The 17909-nt window shown below is 63.1% G+C and carries 20 protein-coding genes; 8 read left to right on the top strand and 12 right to left on the bottom strand.

All coding sequences use genetic code 11. The annotated features are described in order from the left end of the window. Positions 1-52 precede the first annotated feature (52 nt). Entirely contained in the window at positions 53-607 is a 555-nt protein-coding gene (gene rsmD / locus NKH50_RS24750; protein WP_352881566.1) for a 16S rRNA (guanine(966)-N(2))-methyltransferase RsmD, read from the bottom strand. Beyond that, the gene (locus tag NKH50_RS24745) at positions 588-2510 is read right to left on the bottom strand and encodes a pseudouridine synthase (protein WP_352739165.1); all 1923 of its coding nucleotides are present in this window, start codon (positions 2508-2510) and stop codon (positions 588-590) included. The genes rsmD and NKH50_RS24745 overlap by 20 nt, the downstream gene beginning before the upstream one ends. 76 nt (positions 2511-2586) lie before the next feature. Between NKH50_RS24745 and NKH50_RS24740 the strand changes: the two genes are divergently transcribed. Further along, positions 2587-3039 (top strand): nucleoside deaminase, encoded by a 453-nt coding sequence (locus tag NKH50_RS24740; RefSeq protein ID WP_352739164.1) that lies wholly within the window; start codon positions 2587-2589, stop codon positions 3037-3039. Between the two features lie 71 nt (positions 3040-3110). Here NKH50_RS24740 and NKH50_RS24735 read toward each other — a convergent pair whose 3' ends face one another. Beyond that, on the bottom strand, positions 3111-3791 hold the full coding sequence (locus tag NKH50_RS24735) for a hypothetical protein (protein WP_352649680.1): 681 nt from the start codon (positions 3789-3791) through the stop codon (positions 3111-3113). Positions 3792-3986: 195 nt separating this feature from the next. Next, entirely contained in the window at positions 3987-6977 is a 2991-nt protein-coding gene (ileS, locus tag NKH50_RS24730; protein WP_352881562.1) for an isoleucine--tRNA ligase, read from the bottom strand. A 302-nt stretch (positions 6978-7279) separates the two neighbouring features. Between ileS and NKH50_RS24725 the strand changes: the two genes are divergently transcribed. Continuing rightward, on the top strand, positions 7280-7711 hold the full coding sequence (locus NKH50_RS24725) for an Xre family toxin-antitoxin system antitoxin (RefSeq protein WP_352881559.1): 432 nt from the start codon (positions 7280-7282) through the stop codon (positions 7709-7711). A gap of 2 nt (positions 7712-7713) precedes the next feature. Beyond that, positions 7714-8148 carry an RES family NAD+ phosphorylase gene (locus NKH50_RS24720; protein ID WP_352479905.1) on the top strand — a complete coding sequence of 145 codons (435 nt, stop codon included), beginning with the start codon at positions 7714-7716 and terminating at the stop codon, positions 8146-8148. A 16-nt stretch (positions 8149-8164) separates the two neighbouring features. Here the strand turns inward: NKH50_RS24720 and NKH50_RS24715 are convergent, their stop codons facing one another. The 3 genes from NKH50_RS24715 to NKH50_RS24705 form a co-directional block, all read right to left on the bottom strand. Further along, the gene (locus NKH50_RS24715; RefSeq protein ID WP_502899876.1) at positions 8165-8971 is read right to left on the bottom strand and encodes a MipA/OmpV family protein; all 807 of its coding nucleotides are present in this window, start codon (positions 8969-8971) and stop codon (positions 8165-8167) included. A gap of 199 nt (positions 8972-9170) precedes the next feature. Continuing rightward, positions 9171-10076, bottom strand: coding sequence for an alpha/beta hydrolase (locus NKH50_RS24710; protein ID WP_352881555.1), 906 nt, complete (start codon positions 10074-10076; stop codon positions 9171-9173). Between the two features lie 18 nt (positions 10077-10094). Next, positions 10095-10346, bottom strand: coding sequence for a hypothetical protein (locus tag NKH50_RS24705; protein WP_352739158.1), 252 nt, complete (start codon positions 10344-10346; stop codon positions 10095-10097). Positions 10347-10426: 80 nt separating this feature from the next. On the opposite strand from NKH50_RS24705, the gene NKH50_RS24700 reads away from it, so the two are divergent. Next, entirely contained in the window at positions 10427-10981 is a 555-nt protein-coding gene (locus NKH50_RS24700) for an HdeD family acid-resistance protein (RefSeq protein WP_352881553.1), read from the top strand. Positions 10982-11122: 141 nt separating this feature from the next. On the opposite strand, the gene NKH50_RS24695 is transcribed toward NKH50_RS24700, so the two are convergent. After that, the gene (locus NKH50_RS24695; protein WP_254817425.1) at positions 11123-12106 is read right to left on the bottom strand and encodes a bifunctional riboflavin kinase/FAD synthetase; all 984 of its coding nucleotides are present in this window, start codon (positions 12104-12106) and stop codon (positions 11123-11125) included. A 9-nt stretch (positions 12107-12115) separates the two neighbouring features. After that, positions 12116-12976: a TIGR01459 family HAD-type hydrolase gene (locus tag NKH50_RS24690; protein WP_352739156.1), complete on the bottom strand. Its 861-nt coding sequence runs from the start codon at positions 12974-12976 to the stop codon at positions 12116-12118. Between the two features lie 230 nt (positions 12977-13206). Here NKH50_RS24690 and NKH50_RS24685 point away from each other — a divergent pair, with 230 nt between their 5' ends. Further along, positions 13207-13839, top strand: coding sequence for a LysE family translocator (locus NKH50_RS24685; protein WP_254817423.1), 633 nt, complete (start codon positions 13207-13209; stop codon positions 13837-13839). A gap of 6 nt (positions 13840-13845) precedes the next feature. Here the strand turns inward: NKH50_RS24685 and NKH50_RS24680 are convergent, their stop codons facing one another. Together NKH50_RS24680 and NKH50_RS24675 are read right to left on the bottom strand one after the other, a co-directional pair. Continuing rightward, entirely contained in the window at positions 13846-14670 is an 825-nt protein-coding gene (locus tag NKH50_RS24680) for a DUF2189 domain-containing protein (RefSeq protein ID WP_352508894.1), read from the bottom strand. 141 nt (positions 14671-14811) lie between these two features. Then, complete coding sequence (locus NKH50_RS24675) at positions 14812-15516, bottom strand: glutathione S-transferase family protein (protein WP_352508893.1); 705 nt, start codon at positions 15514-15516, stop codon at positions 14812-14814. 106 nt (positions 15517-15622) lie between these two features. On the opposite strand from NKH50_RS24675, the gene NKH50_RS24670 reads away from it, so the two are divergent. Then, the gene (locus tag NKH50_RS24670; RefSeq protein WP_352508892.1) at positions 15623-15988 is read left to right on the top strand and encodes a winged helix-turn-helix transcriptional regulator; all 366 of its coding nucleotides are present in this window, start codon (positions 15623-15625) and stop codon (positions 15986-15988) included. Positions 15989-16401: 413 nt separating this feature from the next. Here the strand turns inward: NKH50_RS24670 and NKH50_RS24665 are convergent, their stop codons facing one another. Beyond that, positions 16402-16716, bottom strand: coding sequence for an SgcJ/EcaC family oxidoreductase (locus NKH50_RS24665; protein ID WP_352881547.1), 315 nt, complete (start codon positions 16714-16716; stop codon positions 16402-16404). Between the two features lie 62 nt (positions 16717-16778). Between NKH50_RS24665 and NKH50_RS24660 the strand changes: the two genes are divergently transcribed. Both NKH50_RS24660 and NKH50_RS24655 read left to right on the top strand, forming a co-directional pair. After that, a complete protein-coding gene (locus tag NKH50_RS24660) occupies positions 16779-17234 on the top strand; it encodes a MarR family winged helix-turn-helix transcriptional regulator (RefSeq protein WP_352508890.1) in 456 nt (151 codons plus the stop codon). Positions 17235-17360: 126 nt separating this feature from the next. Then, positions 17361-17876 carry a CAP domain-containing protein gene (locus tag NKH50_RS24655; RefSeq protein ID WP_352881544.1) on the top strand — a complete coding sequence of 172 codons (516 nt, stop codon included), beginning with the start codon at positions 17361-17363 and terminating at the stop codon, positions 17874-17876. The last annotated feature ends 33 nt before the right edge of the window (positions 17877-17909 follow it).

Here is a 17909-nt window from a genome sequence, read left to right as displayed (position 1 = left end):
GAGGCAAAGCGAATTGTGCGTCATTTTGAAGGCGCCATCGCGGACACCGAACTCAGGCGGCCTCGATGAACCGGATGACCGTCTCGCCATAGTTGCGCTCGTCGACAACCGAGAAGCCCGGCCCTGCCTCTAACAGCGCCGCCGTCGCTTCCTCGACGACGCAGAGCGCGCCGGGGGCGAGCCAGCCGCCGGCCTTGGCCGAGCGCAAGGCCCGTTCGCCAAGGCCTTTGCCATAGGGCGGATCGGCGAAGACCAGGCCGAATGCGGCGATGGTGCCCGCCTCGCCCAGGGCCGTCGCGTCGCGGCGGAATATCTTGGTGCGGCCGGTGAGGCCGAAGGCCTCGACATTGGTGCGGATCAGGCCGCGCCCCTCGGCGGATTCTTCGATGAAGACAGCGTAGGAGGCGCCGCGCGACATCGCTTCGAGGCCGAGCGCACCGGTGCCGGCGAACAGGTCGAGGACGCGCGCGCCGTCCAGTCTTTCGGGAAAGCGATGCGCCAGCACGTTGAAGACCGCCTCACGCGTGCGGTCGGTCGTCGGGCGGATGGCAAAGGTGCGGGGCGTCGCCAGCGGACGCCCGCGAAACTCACCGCCGACGATCCGCATTGCTTCCCTTCGGGCCGCCGCGCGGCCGGTCGCCACCGCCATCCTGACGCTCGCCGCGTGGCTTGCCGAACGGCTTTGCGCCGCCGCCTTGCGGCTTGCCGCCGGGCTTGCTGTAAGATGGCTTGAACGAGGCCTTGCGCGCCTTGTTTTCTGCCGCCTTGGCGGCGTCTGCCTCCGCCCTGCCCTTGCCGATCGGCCGTGCGCCCGGCGCCATCCAGACATTGGCCTTGCGCTGGCCCGGCGGCTCGATCGGCCGCTGCTCGCGTTCGGACTTCTTCCCACCGAAGCCGCCACGCGGCTTGTCGCCACGGGGTTTGTCCCCGAAGTCGCTGCGTTCAGGTCTGGGGCCACGCTCGCCAAAGCTCTTTTTCGGCCCAAAGCTCCTGTCGGGGCTTGTCGACAGCTTGCCGAGCGCTTCGTCGCGGCTGCCTTCGCGACGCTTGCGGTTCTTGATCAGGCCGCCCTCGCCGATCGGCCGGCGTTCGCCGTCGCGGGTGAATTTCGGCCGCTCGGGCTCCTCCTCCCGCTCACGCCTGACCGGCTTGTTGGAAAACGGCTTGGCGATATCGGCGTCGAAATTGGCGCCGGACTCTTCGACCAGACGCTCGCCGAGTTGGTCGCGCAGCACGCGGCCCTTGATCTCCAGCACATGGCCTTCCGGCAAATCATCGAGCTGGAACGGCCCGTAGGAAATGCGGATCAGCCGCGTCACGTCGAGACCGAGCGAGCCCAGGATATTCCTGACCTCGCGGTTCTTGCCTTCGCGCAGGCCGAGTGTCAGCCAGGCGTTCGAGCCCTGCTCGCGGTCGAGCGTCGCTTCGATGGCGCCATAAAAGATGCCGTCGACGGCAAGGCCTTCGCGCAGGCCAGCAAGCGCGCTTTCCTCGACTTTGCCGTGGACGCGCACGCGGTAGCGCCTGAGCCAGCCGGTGGCCGGCAGTTCGAGGACGCGCGACAGGCCGCCATCATTGGTGAGCAGCAGGAGGCCTTCGGTGTTGATGTCGAGCCGGCCGATGGTCATCAGCCGCGGCAGCCCGGGGGGCAGCACATCGAAGACGGTCTTGCGGCCTTCGGGATCGCGGTTGGTGGTGACCACGCCGGCCGGTTTGTGGAACAGGAACAGCCTGGTGCGCTCGATCGGCGGGATCTCCATGCCGTCGAGATGGATGATGTCGCCGGGCATCACGTTGAAGGCCGGCGAGGACAACACCTTGCCATTGACCTTGACGCGACCGGCCGCAATCAGTTCCTCGGCGTCGCGGCGCGAGGCCAGGCCGGCACGCGCCAGCCGCTTGGCAATGCGTTCGCCGGCTTCTTCCGTTACCTCGACGCGACGCGGGCGCGGCCTGAAGCCGCCGTCCGACGCCGCCCGTGCCGTTTGTGCACCTTGCGGCCGATCGCCGCCAAAATCACGCTTAGGACGATCGCCGAAGTCACGCTTGGGACGGTCGAAGCGCCTTTCACCGTGCTCGCCTTCGGCAGCGGCCGGCCGGTCGCCGCGCGGTGCGTACGGCTTGCGTGGGCCCTCGCGCTGTTCATAAGGCTTGCCTTCCGGACGCGGCCCTTTGCTGAACGGCCGGTCGCCGCCCTTGAAGTCGCGCTTCGGCGGTTCGCCTTCAGCCGCCGCTGGCCGGTCGCCGCGCGGTGCGTACGGCTTGCGTGGACCCTCGCGCTGTTCATAAGGCTTGCCTTCCGGACGCGGCCCTTTGCTGAATGGCCGGTCGCCTTTGAAGTCGTGCTTCGGCCGTTCGCCTTCGGCCGCCGGCCGATCGCCGCGCGGAGTGTAGGTTCTTTTGGCGCCGAAGGACGGCTTGCCGCCCTTGCCGGGAGCGCTATCGCGACCGCGCGGCCCTGCCGGCTTCGGGCCGGCCTTGCGCGGGAATTTCTTATTTTTGTCGTCCATGTGGCCTTTGCTCGTTTGCGCGGGTAGTAACAGGATCGCGCTCTAGTGGCGAGGAGATAATCGGAATGGAAACCGCGTGAGGCGGCAGGATTTCATGGCGCTGGCGCTGAAAGAAGCCGAAGCCGCCGCCCAGCGTGGCGAGGTGCCGGTTGGCGCGGTCGTCGTCGGCGGCGATACGGTCGTTGCGAGTGCCGGCAACCGCACCCGCGAGTTCGCCGATCCCACCGCTCATGCCGAGATGCTGGCGATCCGCGAAGCCTGCCGCAAGCTTTCCAGCGAGCGGCTCAGCGGCCACGATCTCTATGTGACGCTGGAGCCGTGCGCCATGTGCGCCGGCGCCATCTCCTTCGCCAGGCTGCGCCGGCTCTATTTCGGCGCTGCCGACGAGAAGGGCGGCGCAGTGGTCAACGGCGTTCGCTTCTTCACGTCACCGACCTGCCACCATGTGCCCGACATCTATCCGGGGATGGCCGAGAACGCTGCAGCAGTGCTGCTGAAAGACTTTTTTCGCGAGCGACGCGGACCCTGATTTTCTGGTCCGGCAGACGGTCCAAATCCAAGTCAGCCAATCCAGGCAAGAACGTCTCTGGCGCTGTCAGGCTACCAGGGCAGCCAGTCGAACATGCCGCCGCTCTTGCTCTTGGCGGCCGCCTCCTTCTTGAGGCGGCGTTCCTTCTTGTACTCATCCTCGCCGAGGTCATCCACCGGCGCGGTGGGGGCGGCGGCGCGGTATTGCACCGGCGGCTCGCTCAGATATCTGCGGGTGGTCGGGTCGCCCTGTTTGCCTTCAGCCAGACGGCGCTTGACTTCCGCGGCGCGGCCCTTGTCCGAATCCGCTGGAGTCCAGGCCGGCGGATGGCTCGAAGCCGACTGCGCCATCGCGGCCTTGACGGCCACCGGGTCGGTCTGCACGTCATCGACAATCTGCGCCTGGTAGGCCGGGTCGTCCTGATGCAGGGTGGCATCGGCGCGCAGGCGGGCACGGCGCTGCTCCGGCGATTCGGGCCATTCAGCACTTGCCGTTTCGATGCTTTCCTGGGGCGGCGGCAAGACTTCCTTCTGCCCCGGCCCTGGCTTCACCAGCGTGGGGCGCGGCTTGTAGTCGATGTTGTTCTTGCGCTTGGGTGCGAAGGAAAAAGCCCCCGTGAGGTCGTCGGCAAGCTGCGAGGCAGCAGGCTTGTCGGTCCCATAAGTGGGCGAGCCCATGCAGCCGGACAAGGCAAGGCCCGATACGACAAGCGGCGCCAGCAGCGCAACGCGCGCGTAAGTTCTCTCGGTCATGCCAAAAAGTCCCACTGTAGACAGCCTCTCGATTGCCGCCGGCCAAAGAAAGGTCCGGTCCCCGTCGCCTATGCTCTTCCGACGGAATTCCGGCGACAATTTGTCGTCCGGAGTTTCGCGTGTTTACCTCAACCACTCGTTAAGGGCAACGCGCCGGGGCCGATCGGCCGCCCGCCGTGGCATTTGTGCACCGCCTTAGAGGCGGCTCAAAGCCTTGAGTTCATGCAGGACAGCGGCGTCACGGGCCGAAACATCCGGGAATTCCGGATCTGAGCCGACATCGGCGGTGTAGCGCCAGGAGCGCGCGCACTTCACCAGGCCACGGTCCTCCGCCTTCTCGACGACCACGGCGACGCCCTTGATGTCGTCGAGGGTAAAGCTGCCCGCCGACGCCTTGCCGTGCACGATTACCAGATCGCTGGTGATCGCCATCTCGGCCATATCGACATCGGCGATCGACGCTTCGAGCGCGGGATCGTCGAGGGTGACGACCGGCACCGCTTCCAGCGAAGAGCCGATGACCTTCTGCGCGCGGGCGATTTCCAGCGCGCCGGTGACGACACGGCGGACCTGCCGCACCTTGCGCCACTTCTCCGCCAGCGCCTCGTCCTTCCAGTCCGCCGGGATTTTCGGGAACTGGTCGAGATGCACGGAGACCGCATCCGGATGACGGTCGAGCCAAGCCTCTTCCATAGTGAAGGGCAGCATCGGCGCCAGCCATTTCACCAGGCAGTCGAAGAGATGGCGCACCACCTGCACGGAAGCCTTGCGCTTCACGCTGGAAGGCGCTTCGCAGTAAAGCGCGTCCTTGCGGATGTCGAAATAGAAGGCCGATAGCTCGACCACCATGAAGTCGAGCAGCGCGCGGGTGATGCGCTTGAATTCGAACGCGTCGTAGCCCGAGCGTACGACTTCATCGAGTTCGGCGAGCCGGTGCAGCATCAGCCGCTCCAGCTCCGGCATCTTGTCCAGCGGCACCTCCTCGCCGTCGTCATGGGCGAGTGTGCCCAGCATCCAGCGGATGGTGTTGCGCAGCTTGCGGTAGGCGTCGATATTGGTCTGCAGCACGTTCTTGCCGAGCCGCTGGTCTTCCCAATAATCGGTCGTCACCACCCACAGCCGCAAGATGTCGGCGCCGGACTGCTTGATGACGTCCTGCGGCACGACGGTGTTGCCGAGCGACTTCGACATTTTCCGCCCCTCCTCATCCATGGTGAAGCCATGGGTGACGACGGTGTCATAGGGCGCCCTGCCCCTGGTGCCGCAGCTTTCGAGCAGCGAGGAGTGGAACCAGCCGCGATGCTGATCGGAGCCTTCGAGATAGAGGTCGGCCGGCCATTTCAGGTCGGGCCGGTCCTCAAGCGTGAAGGCATGCGTCGAGCCTGAATCGAACCAGACATCGAGGATGTCCATGACCTGCTGCCATTTCGAGGCATCGTGATTGCCGAGGAACCGCTCCTTGGCGCCGGCGGCGAACCAGGCGTCGGCGCCTTCTTTCTCGAAGGCGTCCATGATGCGCTGGTTGACTGCCTCGTCGCGCAGCACGTTGCCGTCGGCATCGGCAAAGACGGCGATCGGCACGCCCCAGGCGCGCTGGCGCGACAGCACCCAGTCGGGGCGCTCCTCGATCATCGCGCGGATGCGGTTCTGGCCGGCGGCGGGCACGAAGCGGGTATCGTCGATGGCTTTCAGCGCGCGGCCGCGCAGCGTCGTGCCGTCGCCAAGCTCCTGGTCCATATAGACGAACCATTGGGGCGTGTTGCGGAAGATGATCGGCTTCTTCGAGCGCCAGGAATGCGGATAGGAGTGCTTCAGGCGGCCGCGCGCGAACAGCGCGTTGCGCTTGATCAGCTCGTCGATGACAGCCTGGTTGGCGTTGCCCTTCTTGCCATTGTCGTCGATGACGCGCGCCGCTCCACCCTCGCGGTGCGGGCCGAAGCCCGGCGCGTCCTTGGTGAAGAAGCCGGCATCGTCAACGGTGAAGGGGATCGCAGTGTCGATGCCGCGCTGGCGAAGGTCAGAGGCGGCATCCATCCAGGCGTCAAAGTCTTCGCGGCCGTGTCCCGGCGCGGTGTGGACGAATCCGGTGCCGGCATCGTCGGTGACATGATCGCCGGCGAGCATGGGCACGGGAAAATCGTAGCCGCCACCCAGACTTTTGAGGGGATGCGAAAGCGTAAGATTTTCAAGCTCTTCGGCGCCAACGTTGCGAAGCCGATTCAGGGTGACCTTGGCCTTCGCGGCAGCGTCGTCTGCAAGTTTCTCGGCAAAGATCAGCTTTTCGCCGGGCTGGGGACCAAAGGCGTTCTCGGCCGCCGTAACCTCATAGAGACCATAGTTGATGCGCGGCGAGTAATTGACGGCGCGGTTGCCGGGGATTGTCCACGGCGTCGTCGTCCAGATGACGACGCTGGCATCAAGCAGATCGAGCGACGTCTGCGTCAGCTTGGGATCCAGGGCTGGCTGTCCATCCTCGATGTTGATGACCTGGCGAGCGAGGCTGACGACCGGAAACTTCGCCCAGATCGTGTCCGACTCATAGTCCTGGTATTCGACCTCCGCCTCGGCCAGCGCGGTGCGTTCGACGACGCTCCACATCACCGGCTTGGAGCCGCGATAGAGCTGGCCGGACATGGCGAATTTCAGCAGCTCGCCGGCGATGCGCGCCTCGGCGTGGAAAGCCATCGTCGTATAGGGATTGTCGAAGTCGCCGACGACGCCGAGGCGCTGGAATTCGGAACCCTGCACCTTGATCCAGTGCGCCGCAAACTCACGGCATTCCTGCCGGAACTCGTTAACCGGCACCTCGTCCTTGTTCTTGCCCTTGGCGCGGTACTGCTCCTCGATCTTCCATTCAATCGGCAGGCCGTGGCAATCCCAACCGGGTACATAGTTCGAGTCATAGCCGCGCATCTGAAACGAGCGGGTGATGACGTCCTTGAGGATCTTGTTCAGCGCGTGGCCGATATGGATGTTGCCATTGGCGTAAGGCGGGCCGTCGTGCAGCACGTATTTTTCGCGGCCGGCTGCGTCTTCGCGCAGCTTGCGGTAAAGGTCCATGTCCTGCCAGCGCTTGACCAGCAGCGGTTCCTTTTCCGGCAAACCGGCGCGCATCGGGAAATCCGTCTGCGGCAGGTAGAGCGTTTTGGAATAGTCGATCGTCTCGGCGGTCTCGGTATCAGTCATTCGTCTGCCCATATGCGTTGCCGGCGGCAAAAGAGCCGGGCGTTGAAGTTCTTCGCTTTGACGCATATCGTCTTCCCAAAACCGGACCCACTTTTGGGCGATATGCGTTGATGATCTGGAAAAAGCGCGAGAGGCCGCGCGCAAGATTCCCGGCGGCCCCGGCGGCGGTCAAGCCGCCCGGAACACCGGGCCTGTAATTCGTATCGCAGTCGCGAGAAGGCGCGAAAAGCTCGTCATGGCTGGGCTTTTAACCGAGACAGGCGATATTGAAAAGCCCGAACTCTGATGCTTCCTTGCGTTAGGTGCCAATTGCGCATACATTTGTAGGCAAATGGCCTGCAGTGCCAAGGAAACAATTCATGTCGGTCGCAGCAAGGGCAATTCGCGCAACACGCGACTTTTCCGTCCCTACGGACAAGATCGATCATCTGCGCAGTCTGGGTTTCAGTAGCGAAGAACTCTATCGTATCGTTGCCCCCCGCCGCACGCTGGCGCGTCGCAAGGAACATGCCGAGCCGCTTTCGCCAGCTGAATCCGACCGCGCCCTGCGCCTTGAACGCATCGCCGAGCAGGCGGATCGGGTATTCGGTAGCCATGAGAAAGCCCAGCGTTGGCTGAGAAGCGAGATCATAGCATTGGATGGTGCAAGGCCGATCGATCTCCTTGAGACAGAGACCGGCGCCCACGTCGTTTCCGAAGAGCTTATCCGTATCGACTTTGGCATGCTTGCCTGACGATGCGCATCTGGCGCATCTCCAGTTTCGCGGATCTCTCGGGTCGTGGCGGAACGCTCGTTGATGGAAGATGGAACAGGCGCGGAATGCCCATCGTCTATTGCACCGACCACCCTTCGACGGCACTGCTGGAGATACTGGTGCATGCGACGCGCGAAACCGTTCCGGAAACCTACCAGCTTATCGAAATCGACGTTCCGGACGGAATAGAAATGACCGAACCGGTTATCCAGGACGGCTGGGACAAGGACATGGAATCGACCCGGCGACAGGGCACGGACTTTCTCTCGGCCAATCGTTACGCGCTCATGAAAATTCCTTCGATCATAATGCGCAAGGCAAACAACTATCTGCTCAACCCGACCCATGACGATGCGTCACGCATTACGATTGCGGGCCTATACCATTATCCGTTCGACAGCCGTTTGATCAAATGAGCCGACGCCCGCCCGCTCACATCGAGAAATCGAAGCGGTAGGTTGTCGACACGCCGATCGTGAACTGGTTGCGATCGCCGCGCTCCTTGACCAGGCTGGAATCGCCGGCCGGGCCCATCAGGCGGGAATATTCGCCGAACAGACTGGCCGTCATCGGCTCGGTCACCTTCCAGGTCACCGCGCCGCCCAGGCCCGCCGACTTCACCCCGCCACCGGGATGATATTCGCTGAGCCCCGAGGCCAGGGACTCCTCGGCATCAACGCCGTAATAGGCGTCGAAATAGTCCGATGAGGCGAATGAAACGCGCGGCCCGCCCGAAATCCTGACATCGGGCGTCACATCGTAAAAGGCGTCGGCGGCGATGTCGGCGACAAAGCCGTTATGGGCGCGAATGCCATGCCGCAATTCGGCGCGGGCACGCAGCCAATCCAAAGGATAGAATTCGAAGAAGCCGCCAGCCTCGCCGCCCCAGCGCACCGGGCCGAGGCCCTTCAACTCGTCGGCGTCACCACCGTCGCGGGAAAACAGGAACTTGCCTGTCAGGCCGGTTCGGATGCCGCCATCGTCGATCAATGCCAACGAGATATTGTCGTTGCGCGAGGTGAAGCGCGCCGCGGGACCAGCCTTGCCGAGCGAGATGATCGGCGAGGCGCTGAGCAGGTACTTTTTGCCGCCTTCGAAATTCGGGGCAACCATGCCGGTGGCGCCGACCGTCAGGTACCAGTCTCCGGACATCCAGCCGAAGGTGCCCTCGCCTGCCTTGGCAACGCCGCAGGTGCCGAGCATGAATGCGGCCAAGACCGTCGGGACAGACCGCATCATTACTCCATATGTCGAACGCGTTGACCAACACTATCAGCCTTTATCCAAGCCATGGCGCCAGTTCGGTAAAATTTGACTTAATGTCCGTAACGTTGGCGGCATTGGCCGGGCTGTTTTCCGCATTGCAGCGAATTGTACTGGCGCACCAAGATTCCAGATCAAGACGTTTGGAATGCGCCAGCAGCTGCCTCGGCAGGGGTTATAAATATTCGCGGGCAAACATGCCCGCGCTGTGAAGAGCGCGCCGACCGGCACCCAGCCCCGCATTCCAAACCGGCCAAGCGTGAATCATATGCGGCCAAATTTCGAGACGTACTTTGACGTCAGCCGCGCCAGCGGCTTCCGCGAGCCGAGTTGCGTCCGACAACAGCGTCTCGGCCGAACCGACTTGTATAAGCATTGGGGGAAATCCGCTCAGATCGGCGAACAAAGGCGAGATCAGCGGATCGCTCCGATCAACGCCATTGGGAACATAGGCGGTTGCCAGTTCCCCCAAATACGCCCGGTGGATGATAGGGTCGATTGCGTCCTTTGTTGATAGTGTCGCGCCGGACATCGAAAGGTCCGTCCAGGGCGAACACAGCCAAAGACATCGCGGCAACCGCTCGCCTGCCGTGCGCAATATACTGACCAGGCACAGGGTGAGGTTGCCGCCCGCACTGTCTCCCCCAACCACGGTGCGATCCGGCGCAATGCCCTGCCGCCTCAGAAAGCGCCATGCGGTGAGTGCGTCTTCATGTTGCGCAGGGAAAGGATGTTCCGGCGCGCGTCGATAGGCGATCGCGAGGGTGCGCATTCCCATTGCCCGGCCTGCCTCGGTCACCATTCGACGATGACTTTTAAGAGAGCCGGAGCAGTAGCCGCCACCGTGGAAAAAGAGCAGAATCTTATCCTTGTCACTGCCAGGCGCCAGGGACCACTCTCCCTCGAGGCCATCGAAAACCGCATGCTCGCATCGGATGTCCTCCGCGACCGGCCAGACCGAACCGACTTCGTCGAGCCGTGCCCGGCGTTCGTCCCAGCGGACCGTTCGTGGTTTTGACGTCAACAGCCTGCGGACGGCGTTGATCTCCAGCAGATCGCGGTGTTCGTCCATATCGCTCATTTTGCTTCCCCAGCCTCATCAAGCGTAGAAAACGGTATACAGCAGCAGCCGCACGTCATCGATAAAGGGGCCAATGCCAGCGCTGGCAATTTTTCGTTTCACTTGCGCCATGGCGAATACACGGGACGACGGGGGTCGCCCGTAAACCCGCTTGTCATCTTTTAGCGCTGGCCCACCCCTGCACACGATCGAATATTCCATCTGGTATTTGGCCGCTTCGGATAAAAAGCGAAGGTTGGCAAGCGGATCGCTCGGGAGTGTGGCGCTCACACCCTGCTCGCTGGACGGGCAAGGCGATCGGCGCTACCTTTCGGAACAAAGAAGCTAGGCAACCTTGACGGAGAAGGGCAATGACCGTGCACAGCGATGCCATGAAAGACGCCATTGGCCAGACGCGGGCGAAGTGGGGATGGTTCGTCGCGCTCGGGGTGCTGCTGCTCATCTTCGGCGGCATTGCTTTCGGCAATCTGTTCATCGCAACCGTCGCCTCGGTTTATGTCGTCGGCTGGCTGATGCTGATGGCCGGCATTGTCGAGATCATCCATGCCTTCGGCGTGAAGACATGGGGCCGCTTCTTCTATTGGCTGCTCAGCGGGCTTCTCTACGCCGTCGCCGGGTTCTTCGCCTTCTACAATCCACTGCTGGCCTCGGCGGTGCTGACATTCCTCCTGGCGGTCGCGCTGCTTGCCTCAGGCGTGCTCAGGGCCTGGGTCGGCTACAGCCACCGGCCGCAGCCGGGCTGGGGCTGGGTGGTCACGGCCAGCGTCATCAGCGCGCTGGCGGGACTGGTCATCGCCATGGGTTGGCCGTTCAACAGCGTGTGGGTGCTCGGCCTGTTCCTAGCCGTCGACCTGATTTTCCAAGGCTGGACCTTCATTGCCGTCGGCCTGGCGCTGAAGAGATAAATTGTGATCGACATGGCGGATTGCAGGACGCCGACAGGTAATGCTCGTCGTTCATTTCTATCGCATACCTTCGAGATTGGCTGAAATCCCCAGCTTCGTCATCCCAGGGCGAAGCGACGCGGACGACGACGGCGCGGGTTGTCAAAACGCGATCGCGCGGTCCAGCCCGGAAAGCGGCCTGACGCCGGCGAGCAGTGCCTTCGCCTCGGCCTCGTCACGCTTCATCTGGGCGACCAGCGCGTCAAGCCCGTCGAACTTCACCTCCGAGCGCAGGTAGCCGAAGAAGGACACGGCACAAATCTCGCCATAGAGGTCGCCGGAAAAGTCGAAGACGAAGGTCTCCAGCAATGGCGCGCCATTGTCGTCGACCGTCGGCCGGCGGCCGAAGCTGGCGACGCCATCATGAAGGGAACCGTCGGCGCGGCGGAAGCGGACGGCATAAATCCCTTCCTTGAGGGTGGCTTCCGGCGAAAGCCTCATGTTTGCGGTCGGAAAGCCGAGTGTCCGGCCGAGCTGCTGGCCGCCGATCACCTCCGCCTCGACGGTGAAACGGTAGCCGAGCAAGCCGGCGGCCTCGGCCACATTGCCCTCGCACAGCAGCGTGCGTATGCGGCTCGACGACACCACCTCGGCGCTTTCGTCGCGAAACGCATCCACCAGCGTGACGCCGAAGCCGTGGCGCTCGCCGGCAGCCATCAGATAGGCCGGACCGCCCTGGCGGTCCTTGCCGAAATGGAAATCGAAGCCGGTGACGGCGTGGCTTATGCCGAGGTTGCGCTCGAGCACGCCGGTGACGAAAGCCTCCGCCGACAAGGAGGCGAACTCGCGTGTGAACGGCTGCTCGACCAGCGCCGCAAAGCCCAGATGCGACAAAAGCCGCGCCTTCATCGGCGGCGGCGTCAGCACGAACAACGGCATGTCCGGCCTGAAAACCTTTCGCGGATGCGGTACGAAGGTCAGCACCAGGGCGGGTACGCCGCGACGCTCCGCTTCGGCGCGCGCGCGTTCGAGCACCGCCTGGTGGCCGCGGTGGACGCCGTCGAAATTGCCGATAGCCACCACGCCGCCGCGCAGATGGGCCGGCAGCGGTGCGGTTGCGGAAATGCGTTCGAACATTGCCGTCATGGCTTGAACCTATTGCAGTCTGGGAATCACCGCGACCGGCCTGTAGCCGTATTTTTCCAGAAAGGCCGCGAGCCTGGCCGGATCCGGCTGCAGCGTCTCACCGTAATCGCGGCCATGGATGCCGCCCGATACGTAGAGCACGTCGAAGCCATTGTCGGCCGCGCCCTTGATGTCGGTCATCATGCCGTCGCCGATGGCCAGAACTTGCGAACGCTCGACCGGGCGGCCGAGAATGACGGCGACCTCCTTCATGGCGACGTCATAGACCGGCGCGTACGGCTTGCCGGCGATCAGCGTGCGTCCGCCAAGCTGTGCGTATTCGCGGGCCAAAGCGCCTGCGCACCAGATCATCCGTTCGCCGCGCTCGACGACGATGTCGGGATTGGCGCAGATGAAGGGCAGGTTCCTGGCACGCAGCCGCCGCAGAAGATCGGCATAATCTTCCGGCTTCTCCACCTCGTCGTCGAACAGGCCGGTGCAGACCACGCCGGATGCTTCGAACTCCTCGACGAGCTCGACGTCGAGGCCCTCATAGAGCGTGAAATCCCGATCGGCGCCTATATGGAAGATCTTTCGCGGCCCTTCGGCGATCAGATCGCGGGTAACGTCGCCGGACGTTACGACACGGTCGTAGGCAGCGGGAGGAACGCCGATGGCGTTCATCTGCGCCACCACGTCGGCGCTGCGGCGCGGCGAATTGGTGATCAGCACGACAGGTATTCTCGCCGCGCGAGCAGCGATCAGCGCGGCAGCCGCCGCCGGGAAATGCCATTCGCCATTATGCACCACGCCCCAGACGTCGCACAGTATGGCTGAATAGGCTCCCGACAAGTCTGCGAGCGAACCGATGATGTCGGGCGAATCCGCCATGCCGTTGTCCCTGTACCATGATGCTTGCAAGCGCCGCGACCGACGGTCCGTAGCGGCCGGCCCGGATTAACCGAAGCGCTTCGCCCTGTCACCAGCTTTCATTGTGTCCGCAAGATTGTCGTCCGGGAACTAAGGCAGGAGGCCCGGCGCACTGGCGCAAAGGCTCCTGCCCTCATGCCCTTGCGGATGATGGAAGCATGTGGTGAGTGTTCCCATCCGGAGATGCGCTCTTGCCTGAACCCGCCAACCACCTTGCCTTCGCGCTGGTCTGCCTCGGCATGGTGCTGACGCCCGGCCCGAACATGATCTATCTGATCTCGCGCTCGCTGTCGCAGGGGCCGAAGGCCGGGCTGATCTCGCTGGGCGGCGTGGCGCTCGGTTTCTTGTTCTATGTGCTGTCGGCGGCGTTCGGCATCACCGCGCTGCTGCTCGCCGTGCCGTTCGCTTATGACGTGCTGCGCCTTGCCGGCGCGCTCTATTTGCTGTGGCTCGCCTGGCAAGCGGTGAAGCCCGGCGGGCGCTCGCCCTTCCAGATCCGCGAACTGCCGAAAGACAGGCCGCGCAAGCTGTTCGCGATGGGCCTGATGACCAACCTGCTCAACCCGAAGGTGGCAGTGCTCTATCTGTCGCTGCTGCCGCAATTCATCAGCCCCGGCAAGGGCCACGTGCTGTCGCAGCTTCTGGTGCTCGGTGCCACGCAGGTCGCGATCAGCCTGACCGTCAACGCCATCATCGCGGTGACGGCCGGCTCGATCGCGGTTTTCCTCGCCGGGCGGCCCTTATGGATGGTGATCCAGCGCTGGATGATGGGCACGGTGCTGACCGCGCTGGCCGTCAAGATGGCAACCGACGCGCAACGCTGATCGGTCCTACATCGGCCGCCTGACCTGCTCCGCCCGCTCCGGTTCGACCACCCTGCGATAAAGATGCCAGGTCGCGTGGCCAAGGATGGGCATGACGACGGCAAGCCCGGCAAATAGCGGGATCGAGCCGATGACCAGGAGCACGGCGACCATCAGGCCCCACAGCGCCATCTGTAGCGGGTTTGTCAGGACGGCGCGCGCCGACGTCTCGACTGCCGAGACCGCGCCGACATCGCGGTCCAGCAGCAGCGGAAAGGCGACGACGGTCGTCGCCAGAACGATCGCGGCGAAAGCGAACCCGGCCAGGTTGCCGAGCAGGATCAGCTTCCAGCCCTTGCTGGTCGTCAGCACCTCGCGAATAAAGCCGGCAATAGAGGCCGGAGGCTGATTGCCGTACAGGCCGGTGTAGATCGACTGCGCGGTGAACAGCCAGAGCAGGAATAGTACCAGCAGCATGATACCGATGACTGCAATCGCGGGGAGCGCCGGCGAGTGGCGCACATCGAGCGCATGCCACCAGGATGTATCCATGCCGAACTCGCGCCGGCGGCTGATTTCGTAAAGGCCGATAGCCGCGAACGGACCGACCAAAGCGAAGCCGGACATCAGCGGATAGATGAGCTGGATGGCGTTCGAGCCCGAGGTCCACTGCGTCAGGATCAGGCCGACCACCGGATAGATCAGGCACAGGAACACATAATGCGACGGCTTGGCCCAGAAATCCTCGACGCCGAGACGGAGCGCATCAATCAGATCCTCGGTGCTGATGCGGCGCACCGTGGGCTGTACATGCATTCCACGTGCATCAGCCATGACATGAAAGCCGGCCATAACCTTTCTCCCGTGTGTCGGGGCGGTCACCGCCAGGATGGCCGCCTGCAGCTGCCACTTCAAGAACGGTGACATGATAGCCGATCTGGGCGTGCTTGTCGCCAGCGCCCGGCGCCAGGGCGCCGGGCGCTGAGCGAACAGTTACGCCGCGAAGCGATCGATCACCTCGGCCAGCGGCAAGTGACCGAAGCAAGCGCCTGACCCGGCGAGCTTTTCGCCAGCCTCGACAGCGAGCGCGTATTGCACGGCCGGATCGGCTTCGATGCGGCGGCGTAGCGCCGCCAACTTTGGGTAAGCGGCGCCGTCGACCGCCTGGTGGAATTCCGCCCAGCGCGCCACGCCGATCAACGTGGTGTCGGCAAGCGTCAGCCGCTCGCCGATCAGGAAATCCGTGTCGAGGATCATCGCCTCAAGCTGGTTATGGCGGTTGGTAACGACCTTGCGGCCGAAATCACGTAAAGTCGCCAGCAGCACCGGTTCGGCCGACTCCATTTCATATGCCGCCCAGAGCGGGGTGAAGGCGGCGGTGAAGCCGGTGTTTATGAAGGCGACCAGCTGGTGCATCCGGTCGGCCTCCGGCGAGCGAGGATCGAAGCTGATACGGCGTTGCGTATCGCGGGCTTCGAGCCAGGCGGCAATCGCCATGGTCTCGGTGAGTACCCTGCCCTCGTCCGTGATCAACACCGGCGTTTCCTGACGGCCGTTGATGCTGGCATAGGCCTCGTTCTTCATCTCAGTGAGCATGTCGACACGACACAGGCGATAGGGTTGTCCGAGGCGTTCAAAAGCAGCGACAAGCCCCATCGAACTTCCCAGCGGGAAGCCGTAAAGGAGAATAGGTTCCATTTCTTTGTCTCTTCCATGTTAGGGGTCACGCTGCGCAGCGAAACTTGACCCTAAACGCTGGTCGCCCCATGTAAATTAGGCACTATTCTGTAACCAGGTCCCCGCCATGAAAGATGTCGTCTCACGCTGCCCGATCGAGGAGACCATGCGTGTGCTCAGTGGTCGATGGCCCACCTTGCTGCTCTATTATCTCAAGGATGGTACCAAGCGCTTCAGCGATTTGAGGCGTGACAACCCGGCAGTGTCGCACCGCATCCTGGCGCTGGAACTGCGCAAGCTGGAGGAAGCCGGGATCGTGCGGCGAACGGCGCATGTCGGCTATCCGCTACACGTGGATTACGACCTCACGGAGCCCGGCCTCAAGCTTGTGCCGCTTATCGACGCCCTGGGCGACTGGTGGGAACATACCGAAGACGATCGGGCCGGCCGGGTTTCATCGACGCCGGAAACCAAACTCGTGGCGGCGGAATAGCCGACCGGCGATCACCGCGCCGCAAAGAACTGCCGGCGAGAGCCCAGCGCGCGCCAAGCCGTTCATACATTAGATCCCGCAAGACCAAGCGACCGGCTTATATGGCGCGCCATTGTGGCCGGCCAAACCGGGCAAGGCGCGGGCCATCCAGCACCAACTCCTGTAGCATGGCTCGCCAATCCCGATTCACCTGACCCGCCGTTCGATCTCATTGCCCGATCAGATCGGCTGACCGTGCTGGATGGCTGTCGCTTTCGACTCTGACGTGAATGAAGAGCCTACTTATCCTCTTGAAGTTTCTCCTGAGACTTTGCCATTTGATCGTCTCCAAGTTCCATATTGTGCATCGTTGCAATCAACCATTCATCGTGATCCCGCGTCGCCACTACGCTGATTAATCCGAGCCGAGGCGGTCATTCGTTTCCCATCGGATCGAGTGCGCCAGTCATGGACCACCGCAGGTCGAGCGTGGCAACATCAGGGCGAACAAGCCTGTTCCGCACGCTTTCCGCGGATAGGTGGCTGTGCTTGAACATCTTCTCAAAAATTGGGGCATGGAACTGCTCGATCTTGTCACGTCCAGTCGCCTGCATACCGAAGACGTTTGTAAATTCGGCATCTGCCGCGAATACGGCGGCAAAGGCGCGAGCATCGTGACGATTCCAAGCTTCGATCAGCCTGTGCGCGACACTTTCCACCCCTTCAGTTCGGACGTTGCCGGCAGCCATGCTGACCTCCTGTCATATAGTTCGGTTGCCATACTATATGGGCACCATATAAGTTTGGAAAGATGGATAATCCGCCATACACGCAGTCTCTGCTTCTCTATGCTTATCAATCGTCGGCGAGCGCTTTGGTCCAGGTTCTCCGGGAGAGCGGCCATTCGGCAATCAAGCCCAAACACGGCGCTTTATTCGCCAACATCGACGCGGAGGGAACCCGACCCAGCGTCCTCGCAGAGCGTGCGGGCATTGGCAAAGCATCGATGGGTGAGTTGATCGATGAACTGGAGCGCCTCGGTTATGTTCGGCGCTCGCATGATCCGAACGACCGACGGGCCAAATTAATCGTTGCAACTGACGCGGCGCTTGCGGTGATCCGGACCGTCCACGATTTCAATCAGCGTCTCGAAGACCAATACCGGAGGCTGCTTGGTGCTCAGGCGTACGAATCGCTCCGGTCGTCACTGCAAGCGATATCCCCCAGAGAAAATTTGCAACCGAGGATACCTCGCCAGCGCTCGTGAAGCCGCAGAGATGGGGCAAAAGAAACTGTCTGTCCGTGCCTGACTGGTATCGAGCCGGAAACCATCATCACGCATTTTCACCGCCCCGCCCGGCAAAAGCCATGATCGCGCTTATGTCAGGCGGGCATGACCGTTACGAAAATCGAAAATTATGGGGCCCAACCAAGCCTAAGCAGGCGCGTGCTGCTCAGAGCTGCCGGCCTTGGCGCCCTTGCCGGGCTCGTCGCCTGCGCCACCGTGCTGCCCACCGGCGAAGGCGCCGGTGTCTCTGCCTCCGCCGCTGGCACGCTGGCCGGCATCCGCGCATCGGCGGGTCTCGGGCCGCTTGTCCCCGATTCGCAGCTCGAGCAGGCAGCGCTGCAGCAGGCCGGCTATATGGCGCGCGGCGGCCGAATGAACCACACCACCGGCTGGGGCAAGGACTTTGCCTCGCGCGTCAAAGATAATGGCATTGCCGGCGCTGCCGCCGAAAACATCGCCGAAGGCCGCTTCGACCAGCAGAAGCTGTTCGATATCTGGGTGCATTCGCCAGGCCACCGCCGCAACATGCTCGACCCGCGCTTCACCCGCTTCGGTCTCGCCTATGTGCGCGACGGCCGCGACAGCACGCTTCGCTACTGGTGCCTTGTGCTCGGCAGATAACTTCCGCCATTTGGTCGGCGGAAGCCTGCTGGC

This window comes from Mesorhizobium sp. M1027 (genome assembly GCF_040318745.1).
GTDB lineage: Bacteria > Pseudomonadota > Alphaproteobacteria > Rhizobiales > Rhizobiaceae > Mesorhizobium.
This window is presented reverse-complemented; position numbering and strand designations above follow the sequence as displayed.

Coding starts and splice junctions, on each gene's coding strand:
- rsmD (WP_352881566.1), bottom strand. CDS start 607: ATGCGGATCGTCGGCGGTGAGTTTCGCGGGCGTCCGCTGGCGACGCCC.
- NKH50_RS24745 (WP_352739165.1), bottom strand. CDS start 2,510: ATGGACGACAAAAATAAGAAATTCCCGCGCAAGGCCGGCCCGAAGCCG.
- NKH50_RS24735 (WP_352649680.1), bottom strand. CDS start 3,791: ATGACCGAGAGAACTTACGCGCGCGTTGCGCTGCTGGCGCCGCTTGTC.
- ileS (WP_352881562.1), bottom strand. CDS start 6,977: ATGACTGATACCGAGACCGCCGAGACGATCGACTATTCCAAAACGCTC.
- NKH50_RS24720 (WP_352479905.1), top strand. CDS start 7,714: ATGCGCATCTGGCGCATCTCCAGTTTCGCGGATCTCTCGGGTCGTGGC.
- NKH50_RS24715 (WP_502899876.1), bottom strand. CDS start 8,971: ATGATGCGGTCTGTCCCGACGGTCTTGGCCGCATTCATGCTCGGCACC.
- NKH50_RS24710 (WP_352881555.1), bottom strand. CDS start 10,076: ATGAGCGATATGGACGAACACCGCGATCTGCTGGAGATCAACGCCGTC.
- NKH50_RS24700 (WP_352881553.1), top strand. CDS start 10,427: ATGACCGTGCACAGCGATGCCATGAAAGACGCCATTGGCCAGACGCGG.
- NKH50_RS24695 (WP_254817425.1), bottom strand. CDS start 12,106: ATGACGGCAATGTTCGAACGCATTTCCGCAACCGCACCGCTGCCGGCC.
- NKH50_RS24690 (WP_352739156.1), bottom strand. CDS start 12,976: ATGGCGGATTCGCCCGACATCATCGGTTCGCTCGCAGACTTGTCGGGA.
- NKH50_RS24680 (WP_352508894.1), bottom strand. CDS start 14,670: ATGGCCGGCTTTCATGTCATGGCTGATGCACGTGGAATGCATGTACAG.
- NKH50_RS24675 (WP_352508893.1), bottom strand. CDS start 15,516: ATGGAACCTATTCTCCTTTACGGCTTCCCGCTGGGAAGTTCGATGGGG.
- NKH50_RS24670 (WP_352508892.1), top strand. CDS start 15,623: ATGAAAGATGTCGTCTCACGCTGCCCGATCGAGGAGACCATGCGTGTG.
- NKH50_RS24665 (WP_352881547.1), bottom strand. CDS start 16,716: ATGGCTGCCGGCAACGTCCGAACTGAAGGGGTGGAAAGTGTCGCGCAC.
- NKH50_RS24660 (WP_352508890.1), top strand. CDS start 16,779: ATGGATAATCCGCCATACACGCAGTCTCTGCTTCTCTATGCTTATCAA.
- NKH50_RS24655 (WP_352881544.1), top strand. CDS start 17,361: ATGACCGTTACGAAAATCGAAAATTATGGGGCCCAACCAAGCCTAAGC.